14 protein-coding genes are annotated in these 16,659 nt (G+C 53.9%); all 14 read left to right on the forward strand.

Annotated features, from left to right (window positions below):
• Positions 1–41 precede the first annotated feature (41 nt).
• The gene (gene nuoC, locus J1781_RS12960) at positions 42–1,841 is read left to right on the forward strand and encodes an NADH-quinone oxidoreductase subunit C/D (RefSeq protein ID WP_129991767.1); all 1,800 of its coding nucleotides are present in this window, start codon (positions 42–44) and stop codon (positions 1,839–1,841) included.
• Positions 1,842–1,843: 2 nt separating this feature from the next.
• Complete coding sequence (nuoE, locus tag J1781_RS12965) at positions 1,844–2,380, forward strand: NADH-quinone oxidoreductase subunit NuoE (RefSeq protein ID WP_231576087.1); 537 nt, start codon at positions 1,844–1,846, stop codon at positions 2,378–2,380.
• Positions 2,377–3,738: an NADH-quinone oxidoreductase subunit NuoF gene (nuoF, locus tag J1781_RS12970; protein WP_129952338.1), complete on the forward strand. Its 1,362-nt coding sequence runs from the start codon at positions 2,377–2,379 to the stop codon at positions 3,736–3,738. Before nuoE ends, nuoF begins: the two co-directional genes overlap by 4 nt.
• Positions 3,739–3,878: 140 nt before the next feature.
• A complete protein-coding gene (gene nuoG / locus J1781_RS12975) occupies positions 3,879–6,605 on the forward strand; it encodes an NADH-quinone oxidoreductase subunit NuoG (RefSeq protein ID WP_217233706.1) in 2,727 nt (908 codons plus the stop codon).
• On the forward strand, positions 6,602–7,579 hold the full coding sequence (nuoH, locus tag J1781_RS12980; RefSeq protein ID WP_129952340.1) for an NADH-quinone oxidoreductase subunit NuoH: 978 nt from the start codon (positions 6,602–6,604) through the stop codon (positions 7,577–7,579). Before nuoG ends, nuoH begins: the two co-directional genes overlap by 4 nt.
• Positions 7,580–7,593: 14 nt before the next feature.
• Positions 7,594–8,136 (forward strand): NADH-quinone oxidoreductase subunit NuoI, encoded by a 543-nt coding sequence (gene nuoI / locus J1781_RS12985; RefSeq protein WP_013574596.1) that lies wholly within the window; start codon positions 7,594–7,596, stop codon positions 8,134–8,136.
• Between the two features lie 12 nt (positions 8,137–8,148).
• Complete coding sequence (gene nuoJ / locus J1781_RS12990) at positions 8,149–8,709, forward strand: NADH-quinone oxidoreductase subunit J (RefSeq protein ID WP_129952341.1); 561 nt, start codon at positions 8,149–8,151, stop codon at positions 8,707–8,709.
• Positions 8,706–9,008 (forward strand): NADH-quinone oxidoreductase subunit NuoK, encoded by a 303-nt coding sequence (gene nuoK / locus J1781_RS12995; RefSeq protein ID WP_004936014.1) that lies wholly within the window; start codon positions 8,706–8,708, stop codon positions 9,006–9,008. Before nuoJ ends, nuoK begins: the two co-directional genes overlap by 4 nt.
• Positions 9,005–10,852 (forward strand): NADH-quinone oxidoreductase subunit L, encoded by a 1,848-nt coding sequence (gene nuoL / locus J1781_RS13000; RefSeq protein WP_129952342.1) that lies wholly within the window; start codon positions 9,005–9,007, stop codon positions 10,850–10,852. Before nuoK ends, nuoL begins: the two co-directional genes overlap by 4 nt.
• A 97-nt stretch (positions 10,853–10,949) precedes the next feature.
• The gene (gene nuoM / locus J1781_RS13005) at positions 10,950–12,479 is read left to right on the forward strand and encodes an NADH-quinone oxidoreductase subunit M (RefSeq protein ID WP_129952343.1); all 1,530 of its coding nucleotides are present in this window, start codon (positions 10,950–10,952) and stop codon (positions 12,477–12,479) included.
• Between the two features lie 6 nt (positions 12,480–12,485).
• Positions 12,486–13,946, forward strand: a complete 1,461-nt coding sequence (gene nuoN / locus J1781_RS13010; RefSeq protein WP_015696468.1) for an NADH-quinone oxidoreductase subunit NuoN — start codon at positions 12,486–12,488, stop codon at positions 13,944–13,946.
• Between the two features lie 193 nt (positions 13,947–14,139).
• Positions 14,140–14,655 (forward strand): DUF1097 domain-containing protein, encoded by a 516-nt coding sequence (locus tag J1781_RS13015; protein ID WP_217220315.1) that lies wholly within the window; start codon positions 14,140–14,142, stop codon positions 14,653–14,655.
• A 112-nt stretch (positions 14,656–14,767) separates the two neighbouring features.
• A complete protein-coding gene (elaB, locus tag J1781_RS13020) occupies positions 14,768–15,076 on the forward strand; it encodes a stress response protein ElaB (protein WP_129952345.1) in 309 nt (102 codons plus the stop codon).
• A 230-nt stretch (positions 15,077–15,306) separates the two neighbouring features.
• On the forward strand, positions 15,307–16,644 hold the full coding sequence (menF, locus tag J1781_RS13025) for an isochorismate synthase MenF (protein WP_129952346.1): 1,338 nt from the start codon (positions 15,307–15,309) through the stop codon (positions 16,642–16,644).
• The last annotated feature ends 15 nt before the right edge of the window (positions 16,645–16,659 follow it).

Below are 16,659 nucleotides of genomic sequence, written 5' to 3' on the forward strand. Positions count from 1 at the left end.
CCCTTACGGCATAAATGACCATTTAGTGTGGTGAAAAAAATATGACAGATTTGACGACGCAAGATTCCGCCCTGCCAGCATGGCATACCCGTGATCATCTCGATGACCCGGTTATCGGCGAATTGCGTAACCGTTTTGGGCCAGAGGCCTTTACTGTTCAGGCGACCCGTACCGGCATTCCGGTAGTCTGGTTCAAGCGTGAACAGTTACTGGAAGCGATTACCTTTTTACGAAAACAGCCAAAACCTTATGTCATGCTTTTTGATTTGCATGGCTTTGATGAGCGTTTACGTACACACCGCGACGGTTTACCGGCCGCGGATTTTTCCGTTTTCTACCATCTGCTCTCGGTTGAGCGTAACCGCGACATCATGATCAAGGTGGCATTATCAGAAAACGATCTTCATGTTCCGACCATCACCAAAGTGTTCCCGAATGCTAACTGGTATGAGCGTGAAACATGGGAAATGTTCGGTATTACCTTCGATGGCCACCCGCATCTGACGCGCATTATGATGCCGCAGACCTGGGAAGGGCATCCGCTGCGTAAAGATTATCCGGCGCGTGCCACTGAGTTCGATCCCTACGAACTGACCAGGCAGAAAGAAGAACTTGAGATGGAATCGCTGACCTTCAAGCCTGAAGACTGGGGCATGAAGCGCGGTACCAACAACGAAGACTTTATGTTCCTCAACCTCGGCCCTAACCACCCGTCTGCGCACGGCGCATTTCGCATCATCCTGCAGCTTGATGGTGAAGAAATTGTCGATTGCGTGCCTGACGTCGGTTACCACCACCGTGGTGCTGAGAAAATGGGTGAACGGCAGTCCTGGCACAGCTACATTCCTTACACTGACCGTATCGAATATCTCGGCGGTTGCGTAAACGAAATGCCTTACGTGCTGGCTGTTGAAAAACTCGCCGGTATCGTGACGCCGGACCGCGTGAACACTATACGTGTCATGTTATCTGAGCTGTTCCGCATCAACAGCCATTTGTTGTACATCTCTACGTTTATCCAGGACGTGGGCGCGATGACCCCGGTGTTCTTCGCCTTTACCGATCGTCAGAAAATTTACGATCTGGTGGAAGCGATTACCGGTTTCCGTATGCACCCGGCCTGGTTCCGTATTGGTGGCGTTGCGCATGATCTGCCGAAAGGGTGGGATCGTCTGCTGCGTGAATTCCTTGACTGGATGCCAGCCCGTCTGGATTCCTATGTTAAAGCGGCGCTGAAAAACACCATTCTGATTGGCCGTTCCAAAGGCGTGGCTGCGTATAACGCAGATGATGCCCTGGCCTGGGGCACCACCGGCGCTGGCCTGCGCGCAACGGGTATTCCGTTTGACGTGCGTAAATGGCGTCCGTATTCCGGCTACGAAAACTTTGACTTTGAAGTGCCGACCGGTGATGGCGTCAGTGACTGCTATTCCCGTGTGATGCTGAAAGTAGAAGAACTTCGTCAGAGCCTGCGCATTCTGGAACAGTGTTACAAAAATATGCCGGAAGGTCCGTTCAAAGCAGATCACCCGCTGACCACGCCGCCACCGAAAGAGCGCACGCTGCAACACATTGAGACCCTGATCACTCACTTCCTGCAAGTGTCGTGGGGGCCGGTTATGCCTGCGCAAGAATCTTTCCAGATGGTTGAAGCCACCAAAGGGATCAACAGCTATTACCTGACCAGTGACGGCAGCACCATGAGCTACCGCACCCGTGTCCGTACGCCAAGCTTCCCGCATTTGCAACAGATCCCGTCCGTAATCCGTGGCAGCCTGGTATCCGACCTGATCGTGTATCTGGGCAGTATCGATTTTGTAATGTCAGATGTGGACCGCTAACGATGACAGATATCAATAAAGACTCAGAAGTTCAGTACATCAATATCAGCGAGCCTGTTGCGCCGCCGGTATTTGTGCTGAGTGACGCTGAACGCGAAGCGATTGAGCACGAAAAACATCACTACGAAGATGCCCGCGCGGCCTCTATCGAAGCGTTGAAAATCGTGCAAAAAGCGCGTGGCTGGGTGCCTGATGGCGCTATCTACGCAATCTCCGATGTTCTGGGTATTCCTGCCAGTGATGTTGAAGGTGTGGCGACATTCTACAGCCAGATCTTCCGTCAGCCGGTCGGACGCCATGTGATCCGCTACTGTGACAGCGTGGTGTGCCACATCACCGGTTATCAGGGGATCCAGGCCGCACTGGAACAACAGTTGCATATTAAGCCGGGCGAAACGACCGAAGACGGACGCTTTACTCTGCTGCCGACCTGCTGTCTTGGTAACTGTGACAAAGGTCCGTCAATGATGATTGATGAGGACACGCACAGCCATCTGACGCCGGAAGCGATCGGCTCGCTACTGGAGCGTTACGCATGACATATATTCCCCGACACATTGAACGTACACCCGAGATGCATCCGCTGACCTGGCGTATGCGTGATGATAAGCAGCCCGTCTGGATCGACGAGTACCGCAGCAAAAACGGTTATGTGGGTGCGGAAAAAGCCCTCAAAGGCATGGCGCAGGAAGAAATCGTTAATCTGGTAAAAGACGCTGGCCTGAAAGGGCGTGGCGGCGCAGGTTTCTCCACCGGTCTGAAGTGGAGTCTGATGCCGAAAGACGAAAGCATGAACATCCGCTATCTGCTGTGTAACGCCGATGAGATGGAACCCGGTACTTATAAAGACCGCATGCTGATGGAACAAATGCCACACCTGCTGGTGGAAGGCATGCTGATTTCGGCCTTCGCGCTGAAATCTTATCGTGGCTACATCTTCCTGCGTGGCGAATACATTGAAGCCGCTGTGAACCTGCGCCGTGCAATCGAAGAAGCCAAAGCCGCTGGCCTGCTGGGTAAAAATATCCTGGGTACCGGTTTTGACTTTGAACTGATTGTGCATACCGGTGCCGGTCGTTATATCTGCGGTGAAGAAACGGCGCTCATCAACTCACTGGAAGGCCGCCGTGCCAACCCGCGTTCCAAGCCGCCATTCCCGGCCTCTGCCGGTGTATGGGGTAAACCGACTTGTGTCAACAACGTCGAAACGTTGTGCAACGTACCTGCAATCCTTGAGCACGGGGTGGACTGGTACAAAGGTATTTCGGCGGGCAAAAGTGAAGATGCCGGCACCAAGCTGATGGGCTTCTCCGGCCGGGTGAAAAATCCGGGCGTCTGGGAGCTACCGTTTGGGACCACCGCACGTGAAATCCTTGAAGAGTATGCCGGTGGCATGCGTGACGGCCTGAAATTTAAAGCCTGGCAGCCGGGCGGGGCAGGGACCGACTTCCTGACCGCTGATCATCTGGATCTGCCGATGGACTTTGCCAGCATTGGTAAAGCTGGCAGCCGTCTGGGGACTGCGCTGGCCATGGCCGTTGATAATGAAATCGGCATGGTCCCGCTGGTGCGTAACCTGGAAGAGTTTTTCGCCCGCGAATCTTGTGGCTGGTGTACGCCATGCCGTGATGGTCTGCCGTGGAGTGTGAAAATTCTTCGTGCGCTGGAGCGCGGTGAAGGCCAGCCGGGAGATATCGAAACTCTCCAACAGCTTTGCCGCCAGCTTGGCCCGGGCAAAACCTTCTGCGCACACGCGCCGGGTGCCGTGGAGCCATTGCAGAGTGCGATTAAATATTTCCGGGAAGAGTTTGAGGCGGGTATCGCCAAACAGCATTTCAACAACGCACGCGCGATTGGCGGAATTCAGCCAAACAATCTGCTGAAAGAACGCTGGTAGTGAAGGCAACAGGCAGCGGACGTGAGCCCGCTGTGCGCGAATTCCCGGAACAAGGGACGCGCTGTCGAATGATATACGCCAACCCGGCAAGAATTTTTGATTAACGCCCACTAAGTGGGCCACGTGGAAGCATGCTGACTATGGCTACGATTCATGTAGACGGCAAAGAATACGATGTAGACGGAGCGGACAACCTGTTACAGGCTTGCCTCTCTCTCGGCCTCGATATTCCTTATTTTTGCTGGCATCCGGCGCTGGGAAGCGTCGGCGCTTGTCGCCAATGTGCGGTTAAGCAATACCAAAATGCGGAAGACACGCGCGGTCGTCTGGTGATGTCATGTATGACACCCGCGTCTGATGGCACCTTCATTTCCATCGATGACGGCGAAGCGAAAGAATTTCGTGAAAGCGTTGTGGAATGGCTGATGACCAACCATCCGCACGACTGTCCGGTGTGTGAGGAAGGCGGTAACTGTCACCTGCAGGATATGACGGTGATGACCGGCCACAGTATGCGCCGTTACCGCTTTACCAAACGAACCCATAACAACCAGGATCTCGGCCCGTTCATTTCTCATGAAATGAACCGCTGTATCGCCTGTTACCGTTGTGTCCGTTACTACAAGGATTACGCGGACGGCACCGATCTGGGCGTTTATGGCGCACACGACAACGTCTATTTCGGCCGCCCGGAAGATGGACCGCTGGAAAGTGAGTTCTCCGGTAACCTGGTTGAAGTCTGTCCGACCGGTGTTTTCACCGATAAAACGCATTCCGAACGCTATAACCGTAAATGGGATATGCAGTTTGCGCCAAGCATTTGTCAGCAATGTTCTGTTGGCTGTAACACCAGCCCGGGTGAACGTTACGGCGAACTGCGTCGTATCGAAAACCGTTATAACGGTACCGTAAACCATTACTTCCTGTGCGATCGTGGTCGTTTCGGGTATGGCTACGTGAACCTCAAAGATCGACCGAAGAAGCCATTGCAACTGCGGGGCAACGACTGGATCGAACTTAACGCTGAACAGGCGATGCAGGGCGCGGCAGACATTATCCGTCAGGCGAAGAAAACGATCGGTATCGGCTCGCCACGCGCCAGCCTTGAAAGCAACTTTGCCCTGCGAGAGCTGGTCGGTGCTGAAAATTTCTATACGGGTATCAACGCGGCAGAGCAGGGGCGTTTGCAACTGATGCTGAACATTCTGCGCAACAGCGGTGTGCGTACACCGGCGCTGCGTGAAATTGAAGATTACGATGCCGTTCTGGTGCTGGGCGAAGATTTAACCCAGACCGGTGCGCGTATCGCACTGTCTGTTCGTCAGGCTGTAAAAGGTAAAGCTCGCGCGATGGCAGCGGCTCAGCGTGTTGCCGACTGGCAAATCGCGGCTGTACAGAATATCGGTCAGCATGCCAAACATCCGTTGTTTATCACCAACGTGGATAACACGAAGCTCGACGATATCGCCGCTTACAATTACCGCGCCCCGGTTGATGAGCAGGCGCGTTTCGGCTTTGCTATCGCCCATGCGCTGGATAATTCTGCGCCAGCAGTCAGCGACCTTGCTGATGGTCTGAACAAGAAAATCGACGTGATTGTGCAGGCGCTGACCGGTGCACGCAAGCCGCTGATCATCACCGGTACAAGCGCCGGTTCAGATGCCATCATTGAAGCGGCTGCTAACATCGCGAAAGCGCTGAAAGGTGCAGGCAGCGATGTCGGTATTACCTTTGTGGCTTCCGCAGCTAACAGCATCGGTCTTTCGATGATTGGTGGCGGCTCGCTGGACGAAGCACTCGCGTTGCTGACCCGGGGTGAAGCCGACAGCGCCATCGTGATGGAAAATGACCTTTACCGTCAGGCGCCTGAAGCGGAAGTGAATGCGGCATTAGCTAACGTGCAGAACCTGCTGGTCGTTGACCATCAGCGCACGCGCATCATGGATCAAGCCAGCCTGATCCTGCCTGCGGCAAGCTTTGCGGAAAGCGACGGTACTTTGGTGAATCAGGAAGGCCGTGCTCAGCGCTTCTTCCAGGTTTACGATCCTGCCTACTACGACACTACCATCACCATGCTGGAAAGCTGGCGCTGGATGCATTCGCTGCATTCCACCATCAACAGCCGCCATGTTGACTGGACGCAACTGGATCACGTCATTCAGGCGTGTGTTGCTGCGTTGCCACAACTGACAGGCATTGTTGAAGCTGCGCCTGATGCCACTTTCCGTATTCGTGGTCAGAAACTGGCACGTTCTCCTATCCGTTCGAGTGGTCGTACTGCTGCACGTGCGAATATCAGCGTGCACGAGCCGCGTCAGCCGCAAGATAAAGACACCATGTTTGCCTTCTCTATGGAAGGGAACAACAGTCCGACAGCCCACCGCAATCAGATACCCTTTGCCTGGGCACCGGGCTGGAACTCCCCGCAAGCCTGGAACAAATTCCAGAGTGAAGTCGGTGGCAGCCTGCGCTTCGGCGATCCGGGTGTACGTCTGATTGAAGCTGGCGAAGCCCGTCTTGAATACTTCACCGCCATTCCGGCTGCGTTTACCGCACAGAGCGATAGCTGGCGCGTTGCGCCTTATTATCACCTGTTCGGCAGTGAGGAAATGACACAGCGTTCAAAGGTGATCCAGCAGCGTATGCCACAGGCGTATGTGATGGTTAACCCGGCAGATGCTGCACAGTTAGGCGTGAACGCAGGTTCACAGGTGGAGTTCACCTGTGCCGGTCAGACACTGAAATTGCCGGTTCGTCTGAGTGAAACATTGAACCAGGGCCAGGTCGGCCTGCCGCTGGGCTTACCGGGTATTCCGCCGGTGCTGGTTGGCGCAACGGTTGAAAATCTGCGGGAGGCAGCACAATGAGCTGGTTTACACCTGTCGTGATTGATTCGTTGATCGCCATTCTGAAAGCTGTCGTGATCCTGCTGGTCGTGGTGATTTGCGGGGCCTTCATGAGCTTCGGCGAACGCCGTTTGCTGGGGCTGTTCCAGAACCGTTACGGACCAAACCGTGTCGGCTGGGGCGGTTCCCTGCAGCTTGTGGCTGACATGATCAAGATGTTCTTCAAGGAAGACTGGGTTCCTAACTTCACCGACAAAGCCATCTTTACGCTGGCACCGATGATTGCGTTTACGTCCCTGTTGATCTCCTTTGCGATCGTTCCGGTCAGTCCGACCTGGTTCGCCGCCGATCTGAACATCGGTATTTTGTTCTTCCTGATGATGGCCGGTCTGACCGTCTATGCGGTGTTGTTCGCTGGCTGGTCCAGTAACAACAAATACTCGCTGCTGGGTGCGATGCGTGCTTCTGCCCAGACGCTGAGCTATGAAGTCTTCCTCGGTTTATCACTGATGGGCGTCGTGGCGCAGGCGGGTTCTTTCAATCTGCAAGACATCGTCAATTCGCAGGCGCATGTGTGGAACATCATTCCGCAGTTCTTTGGCTTCGTGACCTTTGCGATTGCCGGCGTTGCTGTTTGCCACCGTCACCCGTTTGACCAGCCGGAAGCCGAGCAGGAACTGGCCGATGGTTACCACATTGAATATTCCGGTATGAAATTCGGCCTGTTCTTCGTGGGGGAATACATCGGTATCGTGACGGTCTCTGCGTTGATCGTCACTTTGTTCTTCGGTGGCTGGCAGGGCCCGTTCCTGCCGCCGTTTATCTGGTTTGCGCTGAAAACTGCTTTCTTCATGGTGATGTTCATTTTGATCCGTGCTGCTTTGCCGCGTCCCCGCTACGACCAGGTGATGTCATTTGGCTGGAAAGTTTGCCTGCCACTGACGTTGCTTAATCTGCTGGCGACCGCTGCGGTCATCTTGTACAACGCGCAATAAGGGGTGATGAAACCATGACATTGAAAGACATAGTGGTCGGGTTCGGTACCCAGGTTCGCAGCTTGTGGATGATAGGCATGCATGCCTTCGCCAAGCGCGAAACCCAGATGTATCCTGAAGTTCCGGTTAACCCGCCTCCACGTTATCGTGGCCGTATCGTGCTGACGCGCGACCCGGACGGTGAAGAGCGCTGCGTTGCCTGTAACCTGTGTGCCGTAGCGTGTCCGGTAGGTTGTATTTCTCTGCAAAAAGCAGAAATGAAAGATGGCCGCTGGTATCCGGAATTCTTCCGCATCAACTTCTCACGTTGCATTTTCTGCGGATTGTGTGAAGAAGCTTGCCCGACAACAGCCATTCAGCTGACGCCGGACTTCGAGCTGGGTGAATTCAAACGCCAGGACCTGGTATACGAAAAAGAAGATCTGTTGATTTCGGGGCCGGGTAAATATCCGGAATATAATTTCTACCGGATGGCCGGTATGGCGATTGATGGCAAGTCGAAAGGCGAAGCTGAAAACGAAGCCAAACCGATCAACGTCAAAGGTCTGATGCCTTAAGGAGCCGCAAGCATGGAATTTGCATTTTATATTGCAGCCCTAGTGGCCGTGTTGGCGACATTGCGTGTGATCACGCATACCAACCCGGTTCATGCACTGCTGTACCTGATCGTCTCTCTGCTGGCGATTGCTGCGGTTTTCTTCTCGCTCGGTGCGTATTTCGCCGGTGCCCTGGAGATCATCGTGTACGCCGGTGCCATTATGGTGCTGTTCGTCTTTGTGGTGATGATGCTCAACCTGGGTAACGTGCAGGAGCAGGAACGTGCATGGCTTAAACCTGCCACCTGGATCGGGCCTTCAATCCTGTCGGTCATCCTGCTGGTGGTGATGATCATGTCAATCCTCGGGTTGCATGCTCACGGTATCAAAGGCGACATGATTGATGCGAAAGCCGTCGGTATCGCGCTGTTTGGACCTTACGTTCTGGCGGTTGAACTGGCATCAATGTTGCTGCTGGCCGGTCTGGTCGTGGCATTCCATATCGGACGTGAACACAAACCAGGTGAAGTCTTTGGTGACGCACCGGTAACGACCGAAATGGCAACAAAAAGAAAAACGGAGGAGAGAGCATGATCCCTCTACAACATGGTCTTATTTTGGCCGCCATCCTCTTTGTGTTGGGGCTGACCGGGCTGCTGGTTCGTCGTAACCTGCTGTTTATGTTGATCAGCCTTGAAGTGATGATCAACGCAGCGGCGCTGGCGTTCATCGTGGCAGGAAGCTACTGGGGTCAGGCGGACGGGCAGGTGATGTACATTCTGGCTATCAGCCTGGCTGCGGCGGAGGCCAGTATTGGCCTGGCGTTGCTGCTGCAACTGTATCGCCGTCGCCACACTCTCAATATTGATACTGTCAGTGAGATGCGCGGATGAACTTACTCTATTTAACAATTCTGTTCCCGCTGATTGGCTTCCTGTTACTGGCCTTTTCACGCGGTCGCTGGTCTGAAAATACCTCCGCTACCGTAGGTGTCGGGTCGATTGGTCTGGCAGCGCTGACCACCCTTTATGTGGGTATCAATTTCCTCAGCCAGAAAGCGGCGGGCGTTGAAGTCTTTAACCAGAATCTGTGGAACTGGATGCAGGTCGGGGATTTCAATATTCCTGTCACGCTGACGCTCGATGGTTTGTCGATGACCATGCTGTCCGTGGTCACCGGCGTCGGTTTCTTCATCCACATGTTTGCTTCCTGGTACATGCGCGGTGAAGAAGGCTATTCACGCTTCTTTGCTTACACCAACCTGTTTATCGCCAGCATGGTCATTCTGGTACTGGCCGATAACCTGTTGCTGATGTACCTCGGCTGGGAAGGCGTGGGTCTGTGCAGTTACCTGTTGATCGGTTTCTATTACACCCATCCGGCAAACGGTGCGGCCGCAATGAAAGCATTCATTGTGACCCGTGTCGGTGACGTGTTCCTGGCTTTCGCATTGTTCATCTTGTACCGCGAACTGGGTACCCTGAACTTCCGTGAACTGATGATCCTGGCACCACAGAAACTGGCCGTTGGCGATACGGCTATCACCTGGGCGACCCTGATGTTACTGGGTGGCGCAGTGGGTAAATCCGCACAGCTTCCGCTCCAGACCTGGCTGGCAGATGCTATGGCTGGTCCGACGCCGGTTTCTGCGCTGATCCACGCCGCAACCATGGTGACCGCCGGTGTTTATCTGATTGCACGTACGCACGGCCTGTTCCTGATGGCACCGGAAATTCTGCATCTGGTGGGCATTATCGGCGCGGTAACGCTGGTGCTGGCGGGCTTTGCTGCGCTGGTGCAGACCGACATCAAACGTGTTCTCGCGTACTCGACCATGAGCCAGATTGGTTACATGTTCCTGGCGCTGGGCGTTCAGGCGTGGGATGCCGCAATCTTCCACCTGATGACGCACGCGTTCTTCAAAGCACTGCTGTTCCTTTCTTCCGGTTCGGTCATTCTGGCCTGCCACCACGAACAGAACATCTTCAAAATGGGTGGATTACGTAAGTCCATTCCGCTGGTGTATATCTGCTTCCTGGTCGGCGGTGCTGCACTGTCCGCCTTGCCAATCATCACTGCGGGCTTCTTCAGTAAAGATGAAATCCTCGCGGGTGCGCTGGCTAACGGCCACCTGAATCTGATGGTTGCGGGTCTGGTCGGGGCGTTTATGACCTCGCTGTACACCTTCCGCATGATCTTCATCGTCTTCCACGGCGAAGAAAAAATCAAAGCACATGCGGGTAAAGGCATCACTCACCACCTGCCGCTGCTGGTGTTACTGGTTCTGTCCACCTTCATTGGCGCGATGATTGTTCCGCCACTGAAAGGCGTACTGCCGGATACCACTGAACTGGCGCACGGCAGTGTGCTGACGCTGGAAATCACATCAGGCGTGATTGCAATTGTTGGGATTCTGCTGGCGGCGGCCCTGTATCTGGGTAAACGCTCGCTGGTCAACAGCATTGCGAAAAGCGCACCGGGCCGTTTCTTCACGACCTGGTGGTTCCATGCCTGGGGCTTCGACTGGCTGTACGACATGATTTTCGTGAAACCTTATCTGCTGGTCGCGAAACTCCTGCAACGTGATCCGCTGAACTCAATGATGAATCTGCCTGCGCTGTTTGCCCGTCTGGGTAACCGTGGTCTGACTCTCAGCGAAAACGGTCAGGTACGTTGGTACGTCGCGTCAATGGGGCTCGGTGCAGTCGTTGTTCTGGCGCTGCTGCTGGTGATTTAAGCCTGCATTCCAGGTGTAGTTATCAATGCCGGTCTGTTCCCGTAACGGGCCGGCAAGTGAAATAGCCTTCGGGCATAAAAGAAGGGAACGACACGCCATGCTATTACCTTGGCTAATATTTATCCCCTTTATCGGCGGACTGCTGTGCTGGCAGACTGAGCGCTTTGGGAGCAAAGTACCGCGCTGGATCGCGTTGATTGCGATGGGGCTGACGCTGGCTCTTTCCGTGCAATTGTGGTTGCAGGGAGGATATTCATTAACGACGCCTGCGGGGATTCCGCAGTGGCAATCCGAGTTTTCGTTGCCATGGATCCCACGTTTTGGCATCAGTTTCCATCTGGCACTGGACGGTTTGTCTTTGCTGATGGTGGTACTGACCGGTTTGCTGGGTGTGCTGGCGATCCTCTGTTCGTGGCGTGAAATCCAGAAATATCAGGGTTTCTTCCACCTGAATTTATTGTGGATCCTCGGCGGCGTTATCGGCGTGTTCCTCGCCATCGACATGTTCCTGTTCTTCTTCTTCTGGGAAATGATGCTGGTGCCGATGTACTTCCTGATTGCTTTGTGGGGCCACAAAGCGTCAGACGGTAAAACACGTATCAGCGCAGCAACCAAATTCTTCATCTATACACAGTCCAGCGGACTGGTGATGTTGATTGCGATCCTCGGCCTGGTGTTTGTGCACTATAACGCCACCGGCGTGTGGACATTTAATTATGCCGACCTGCTGAAAACGCCAATGTCGCACGGTGTTGAATACCTGCTGATGCTCGGCTTCTTTATTGCCTTCGCGGTGAAAATGCCGGTTGTGCCATTGCATGGCTGGTTACCGGATGCACACAGCCAGGCGCCAACCGCAGGTTCCGTCGACTTAGCCGGTATCTTGCTAAAAACTGCGGCTTACGGGATGTTACGTTTCTGTCTGCCACTGTTCCCGGAAGCCTCACACCAGTTCGCCCCGATTGCTATGTGGCTGGGTGTGATTGGTATCTTCTACGGCGCGTGGATGGCCTTCTGCCAGACTGACATTAAACGTCTGATCGCGTACACCTCCGTTTCGCACATGGGCTTCGTACTGATTGCTATCTACACCGGCAGCCACCTGGCATACCAGGGCGCAGTCATTCAGATGATTGCACACGGTCTGTCCGCCGCCGGGATGTTCATCATTTGTGGTCAGCTCTACGAACGTCTGCATACCCGCGACATGCGTCAGATGGGAGGATTGTGGGGGCGTATTAAATACCTGCCAGCGTTGTCTCTGTTCTTCGCTGTCGCCACGTTAGGGATGCCGGGTACAGGTAACTTCGTTGGTGAATTCCAGATCTTGTTTGGCAGCTTCCCGGTTGTGCCGGTGATCACTGTCATCTCAACCTTTGGTCTGGTGTTCGCTTCAGTTTACTCACTGGTGATGATGCAGCGCGCTTACTATGGCAAAGCAAAATCTGACGAACCGCTGCAGGGTATGACCTCACGCGAACTGTCGATCATCCTGTTGCTGGTGGTATTGCTGGTGGTGCTGGGCATCTTCCCGCAGCCAATTCTGGATACTTCGAGTGCTGCGATGAGTAACATCCAGCACGGGTTCGGGTCTTCAGTTTCCACTATTTCAACGACAAGGCCGTAACTCGCCATGACATTTACACTTCAAAATCTGATCGCACTATTACCGCTGATGATCGTCGGATTGACGGTGGTGGTGGTGATGCTGTCCATTGCGTGGCGACGCGACCATTTTCTCAATGCCACACTGACAGTCATCGGGCTGAACGTTGCCTTACTTTCCCTTTACTACGTCGGGCAGGTCGGTCCGCAGGATGTCACACCGCTGCTGCGTGTTGATGGCTACTCGATGTTCTACATCGGTCTGGTCTTGCTGGCGAGTCTGGCCACCAGTACGTTTGCTTATCCCTGGCTGGCCGGTTATCCGGACAACCGCGAAGAGTTCTATCTGTTAGTTCTCATTGCGGCCATGGGCGGCATTCTGCTGGCATGTTCTAACCATCTGGCGTCAATGTTCCTCGGGATCGAACTGATTTCCCTGCCACTGTTCGGCCTGATTGGTTACGCCTACCGCCAGAAACGCTCGCTGGAAGCTGCGATTAAATACATGCTGCTGTCGGCTGCTGCGTCATCTTTCCTGCTGTTCGGTATGGCGCTGCTGTACGCACAATCCGGTGATTTGTCCTTTGCGTCACTGGGCAAAAACCTGGGCGACGGCGTGATGTTACATCAGCCGCTGCTGATGGCGGGTCTGGGCATGATGATTGTGGGTCTGGGCTTTAAACTGTCGCTGGTACCGTTCCATCTGTGGACGCCGGACGTGTATCAGGGCGCACCGGCACCGGTTTCGACTTTCCTGGCAACCGCCAGCAAAATCGCTATCTTTGCGGTGGTCATGCGTTTGTTCCTGTACGCGCCTGTAGCTGACAGTGAATCAATCCGCATCGTGCTGAGCATCATTGCCTTCTGTTCGATCCTGGTCGGTAACCTGATGGCTATCAGCCAGAGCAATATCAAACGTCTGCTTGGTTATTCTTCCATCGCTCACCTGGGTTATCTGCTGGTGGCGCTGATTGCGGTACAAACACATCAGCTGTCGATGGAAACCGTTGGCGTGTATCTGGCCGGTTATCTGTTCAGCAGCCTCGGCGCTTTCGGTGTCGTGAGTCTGATGTCCAGCCCGTACAAAGGCCCGGATGCAGAATCGCTGTTCTCTTACCGTGGTCTGTTCTGGCATAAGCCAATTCTGTCTGCGGTGATGACCGTGATGATGTTGTCACTGGCCGGTATTCCGATGACGCTGGGCTTTATCGGTAAGTTCTACGTGATTGCGACCGGTGTGACCGCACATCTGTGGTGGCTGACCGGTGCTGTAGTGGTGGGTTCTGCGATTGGTCTTTATTACTATCTGCGCGTCACCGTGAGCCTGTACCTGAGTGCACCGGAAACGCTGGTACGTGATACCCCGAACAACTGGGCACTGACCGCAGGCGGTGTCGTGGTGCTGATTTCTGCGATTTTAGTGCTGTTGCTGGGTATCTTCCCGCAACCGCTGATTTCGCTGGTACAGATGGCCCAACCGCTGCTCTGAGGGCATCTGCAAAACCTGACGAAGCCGCTCACATGAGCGGCTTTTTTAATCGTATTGATTGATTTATGTGATGTAAGTCACATTTATATGTACGTTCAGCTAATTATTACATTAGTTTTGTGATCTCTCCCATTTCATTATTCCTGCCAATGCGTACACTGCGCGCTTGTTCAGATTCGTACAGGTTCACACCATGAATGTTTTAGTGATGATCGCCATCACCACCGGCATCCTCTCTGGTATCTGGGGTTGGGTGGCGATAAGCCTTGGCCTGATAAGCTGGGCGGGTTTCCTGGGGTGCACAGCGTATTTCGCATGCCCGCAGGGCGGATTACGCGGGTTGCTGATCAGCACCCTGACCTGTCTCAGCGGTGTATTTTGGGCGGTCGTGATTATTGCAGGCAGCGCCATGCGTCCCGAATGGAACATTCTGGGTTATCTGCTGACTGGCGTAGTGGCATTCCTGATGTGTATTCAGGCTCGGCAGCAATGGCTGGCCTTTGTGCCGGGCACCTTTATCGGTGCCTGCGCGACCTTCGCCGCGCAAGGTGACTGGCGTCAGGTGGTGGTATCTTTGCTGGTGGGGTTAATGTTCGGTTACGCGATGAAAAACAGTGGATTGTGGCTGGCCAAACAGCGTGAAAAGCAGCAGAACGAGGCTGTGAAAAGAACCGTTTTTACTGAAACTAAAGGGTCGGAAGGTTCTTAAAACCTCGATTTTTCGGCAGTTTAGGGCGGATCCTTCAGGCAATTACTCCCGATATGCGCTAGGGTTAAAGGCAGTCTATGCTTTTACACGAACCCATCATAAGGAGATAACCATGGCTGAACAATTTGAGACACAGCAGAATTCGTTGGATGACGATTTACGCATGTTGACTGAAACGCTGGAGGAAGTACTCAAATCCTCGGGTGACAAAGCGGATGAGAAATACATTCAGGTCAAAGCACGTGCAGAAAATGCACTGAAAGATATTAAATCACGTATTGACCCGGCGGCACGTTCTTACTGCAAGAAAGCCCGTCAGGTTGCAGAAAGAACTGATGATTATGTGCATGAAAATCCATGGCATGGTGTCGGCGTCGGTGCTGCCGTAGGTCTGGTTGTCGGCCTGCTTCTGCGTCGTTAATCTCACTGAACAGGGGCAGCGTCTGCTGCTCCTGTTTCTGCCCGGTGACTTACTCCTTTCTCCCTTCTTCTACTCCTTCTTAGCTAACGGCACTCACTTCAGCTTGATCTGTCGCATATTTTCATTTTTCGTATCGCCGCATAATTCTTCCGTTATTGATCCAACCCGTTTTTTGATCCAGAAGGGTATTTCTGCCCGTCACTAAACATCCGGTATGGTCCGAGGTAGCGGTGAAACAAATCTCAGCAATCATTGAACAGCTTGATACGAGGCTGGCAGGCGAATGGCCTGCTGCTGCGGGGATCCGGCAATTCAGTTATTCCCTGCAAAAACAGCCTGACACTGGCCTGCTCGAATGGCTGGCTGCGCAGCCTTGTTACCCGAAATTTTACTGGCAACAACGTGACGGAAATGAAGAAGCTGCCGTTTGTGGCGATGCTTATTCTTTTGGGCATATTGCGCAAGCGCAGGCGTTTATTCGCCAGTTTCCTGAGGTTCCCGATTTGCATATCTGGGGGCTGAATGCGTTTAACGGTACGGCGGATGATGCATCCGCTGCCAACGCACTGTTTCTTCCCCGCATCGAACTTTGCCGTCAGGGCAATACCTGGTGGCTGCGTTGTACCCTTTTCAGTCCGTATTCTTTACAGGATGAGGCACGCCGCACACGCTTGTTCCTGCGTTCACTGGTGGCCAGTCGCACCTTACCACCGCTTACCTCCCACGTATTACAGCATCAGCATTTACCGGCCGAGTCGCAGTGGAAGGCGCTGGTTGAACGTGCGCTTTCAGGTATTGAACAGCATCAGTTCGATAAAGTCGTGCTGGCACGCAAAACAACCTTAACGCTCAGTCAGCCACTGAATGCCTGTGCATTTCTTGCTGCCAGCCGCAGCGTTAATCATCACTGCTATCATTTTATGCTGGCGTTCACCGCACAACAGGCGTTTCTGGGTTCCAGCCCGGAACGTTTATTTCTGCGTGATAACACCGAACTCTATACCGAAGCGCTGGCGGGAACCGTGGCTAATCATCCCGATGATCAGCAAGCGCAGGCACTGGGTGACTGGCTGCTCAGCGATGGCAAAAATCAGCGTGAAAATTTACTGGTCGTTGACGACATCTGTCAGCGTTTACAGGGCGGGGCGCATTCGCTGGATGTCACACCGGCAGAGGTTTTACGTCTGCGCAAAGTGCAGCATTTACGCCGCAATATTCACGGTGAACTGACCGGGCCTGATGATGCCGGTTGTCTGCAACGCCTGCAACCGACCGCAGCCGTGGCCGGATTACCGAGACAGGCTGCACGCAAGTTCATTGCTGAATTTGAACCTTTTGATCGTGAATGGTATGCCGGTTCTGCCGGATATCTCAGTGCTGAACAAAGTGAATTTACCGTCGCGCTGCGTTCTGCCATGGTGAAAGGACATCATCTTGAACTCTATGCCGGTGCGGGGATTGTCGCCGGTTCTGACGCCGCTCAGGAATGGCTGGAAATCGAAAACAAAGCCGCGGGTTTGCGCACTTTGCTGGAAGAGCATTACACGCCTGCCGTTCAGGCCGGATAACCCTTTGCCGGAGTG

The sequence above is a fragment of the Rahnella perminowiae genome, from assembly GCF_019049695.1.
Lineage (GTDB): Bacteria > Pseudomonadota > Gammaproteobacteria > Enterobacterales > Enterobacteriaceae > Rahnella > Rahnella perminowiae.

Excerpts from the sequence above, each read along its gene's own strand:
- nuoC (WP_129991767.1), top strand. The coding sequence starts at position 42 with ATGACAGATTTGACGACGCAAGATTCCGCCCTGCCAGCATGGCATACC.
- nuoE (WP_231576087.1), top strand. The coding sequence starts at position 1,844 with ATGACAGATATCAATAAAGACTCAGAAGTTCAGTACATCAATATCAGC.
- nuoF (WP_129952338.1), top strand. The coding sequence starts at position 2,377 with ATGACATATATTCCCCGACACATTGAACGTACACCCGAGATGCATCCG.
- nuoG (WP_217233706.1), top strand. The coding sequence starts at position 3,879 with ATGGCTACGATTCATGTAGACGGCAAAGAATACGATGTAGACGGAGCG.
- nuoH (WP_129952340.1), top strand. The coding sequence starts at position 6,602 with ATGAGCTGGTTTACACCTGTCGTGATTGATTCGTTGATCGCCATTCTG.
- nuoI (WP_013574596.1), top strand. The coding sequence starts at position 7,594 with ATGACATTGAAAGACATAGTGGTCGGGTTCGGTACCCAGGTTCGCAGC.
- nuoJ (WP_129952341.1), top strand. The coding sequence starts at position 8,149 with ATGGAATTTGCATTTTATATTGCAGCCCTAGTGGCCGTGTTGGCGACA.
- nuoK (WP_004936014.1), top strand. The coding sequence starts at position 8,706 with ATGATCCCTCTACAACATGGTCTTATTTTGGCCGCCATCCTCTTTGTG.
- nuoL (WP_129952342.1), top strand. The coding sequence starts at position 9,005 with ATGAACTTACTCTATTTAACAATTCTGTTCCCGCTGATTGGCTTCCTG.
- nuoM (WP_129952343.1), top strand. The coding sequence starts at position 10,950 with ATGCTATTACCTTGGCTAATATTTATCCCCTTTATCGGCGGACTGCTG.
- nuoN (WP_015696468.1), top strand. The coding sequence starts at position 12,486 with ATGACATTTACACTTCAAAATCTGATCGCACTATTACCGCTGATGATC.
- J1781_RS13015 (WP_217220315.1), top strand. The coding sequence starts at position 14,140 with ATGAATGTTTTAGTGATGATCGCCATCACCACCGGCATCCTCTCTGGT.
- elaB (WP_129952345.1), top strand. The coding sequence starts at position 14,768 with ATGGCTGAACAATTTGAGACACAGCAGAATTCGTTGGATGACGATTTA.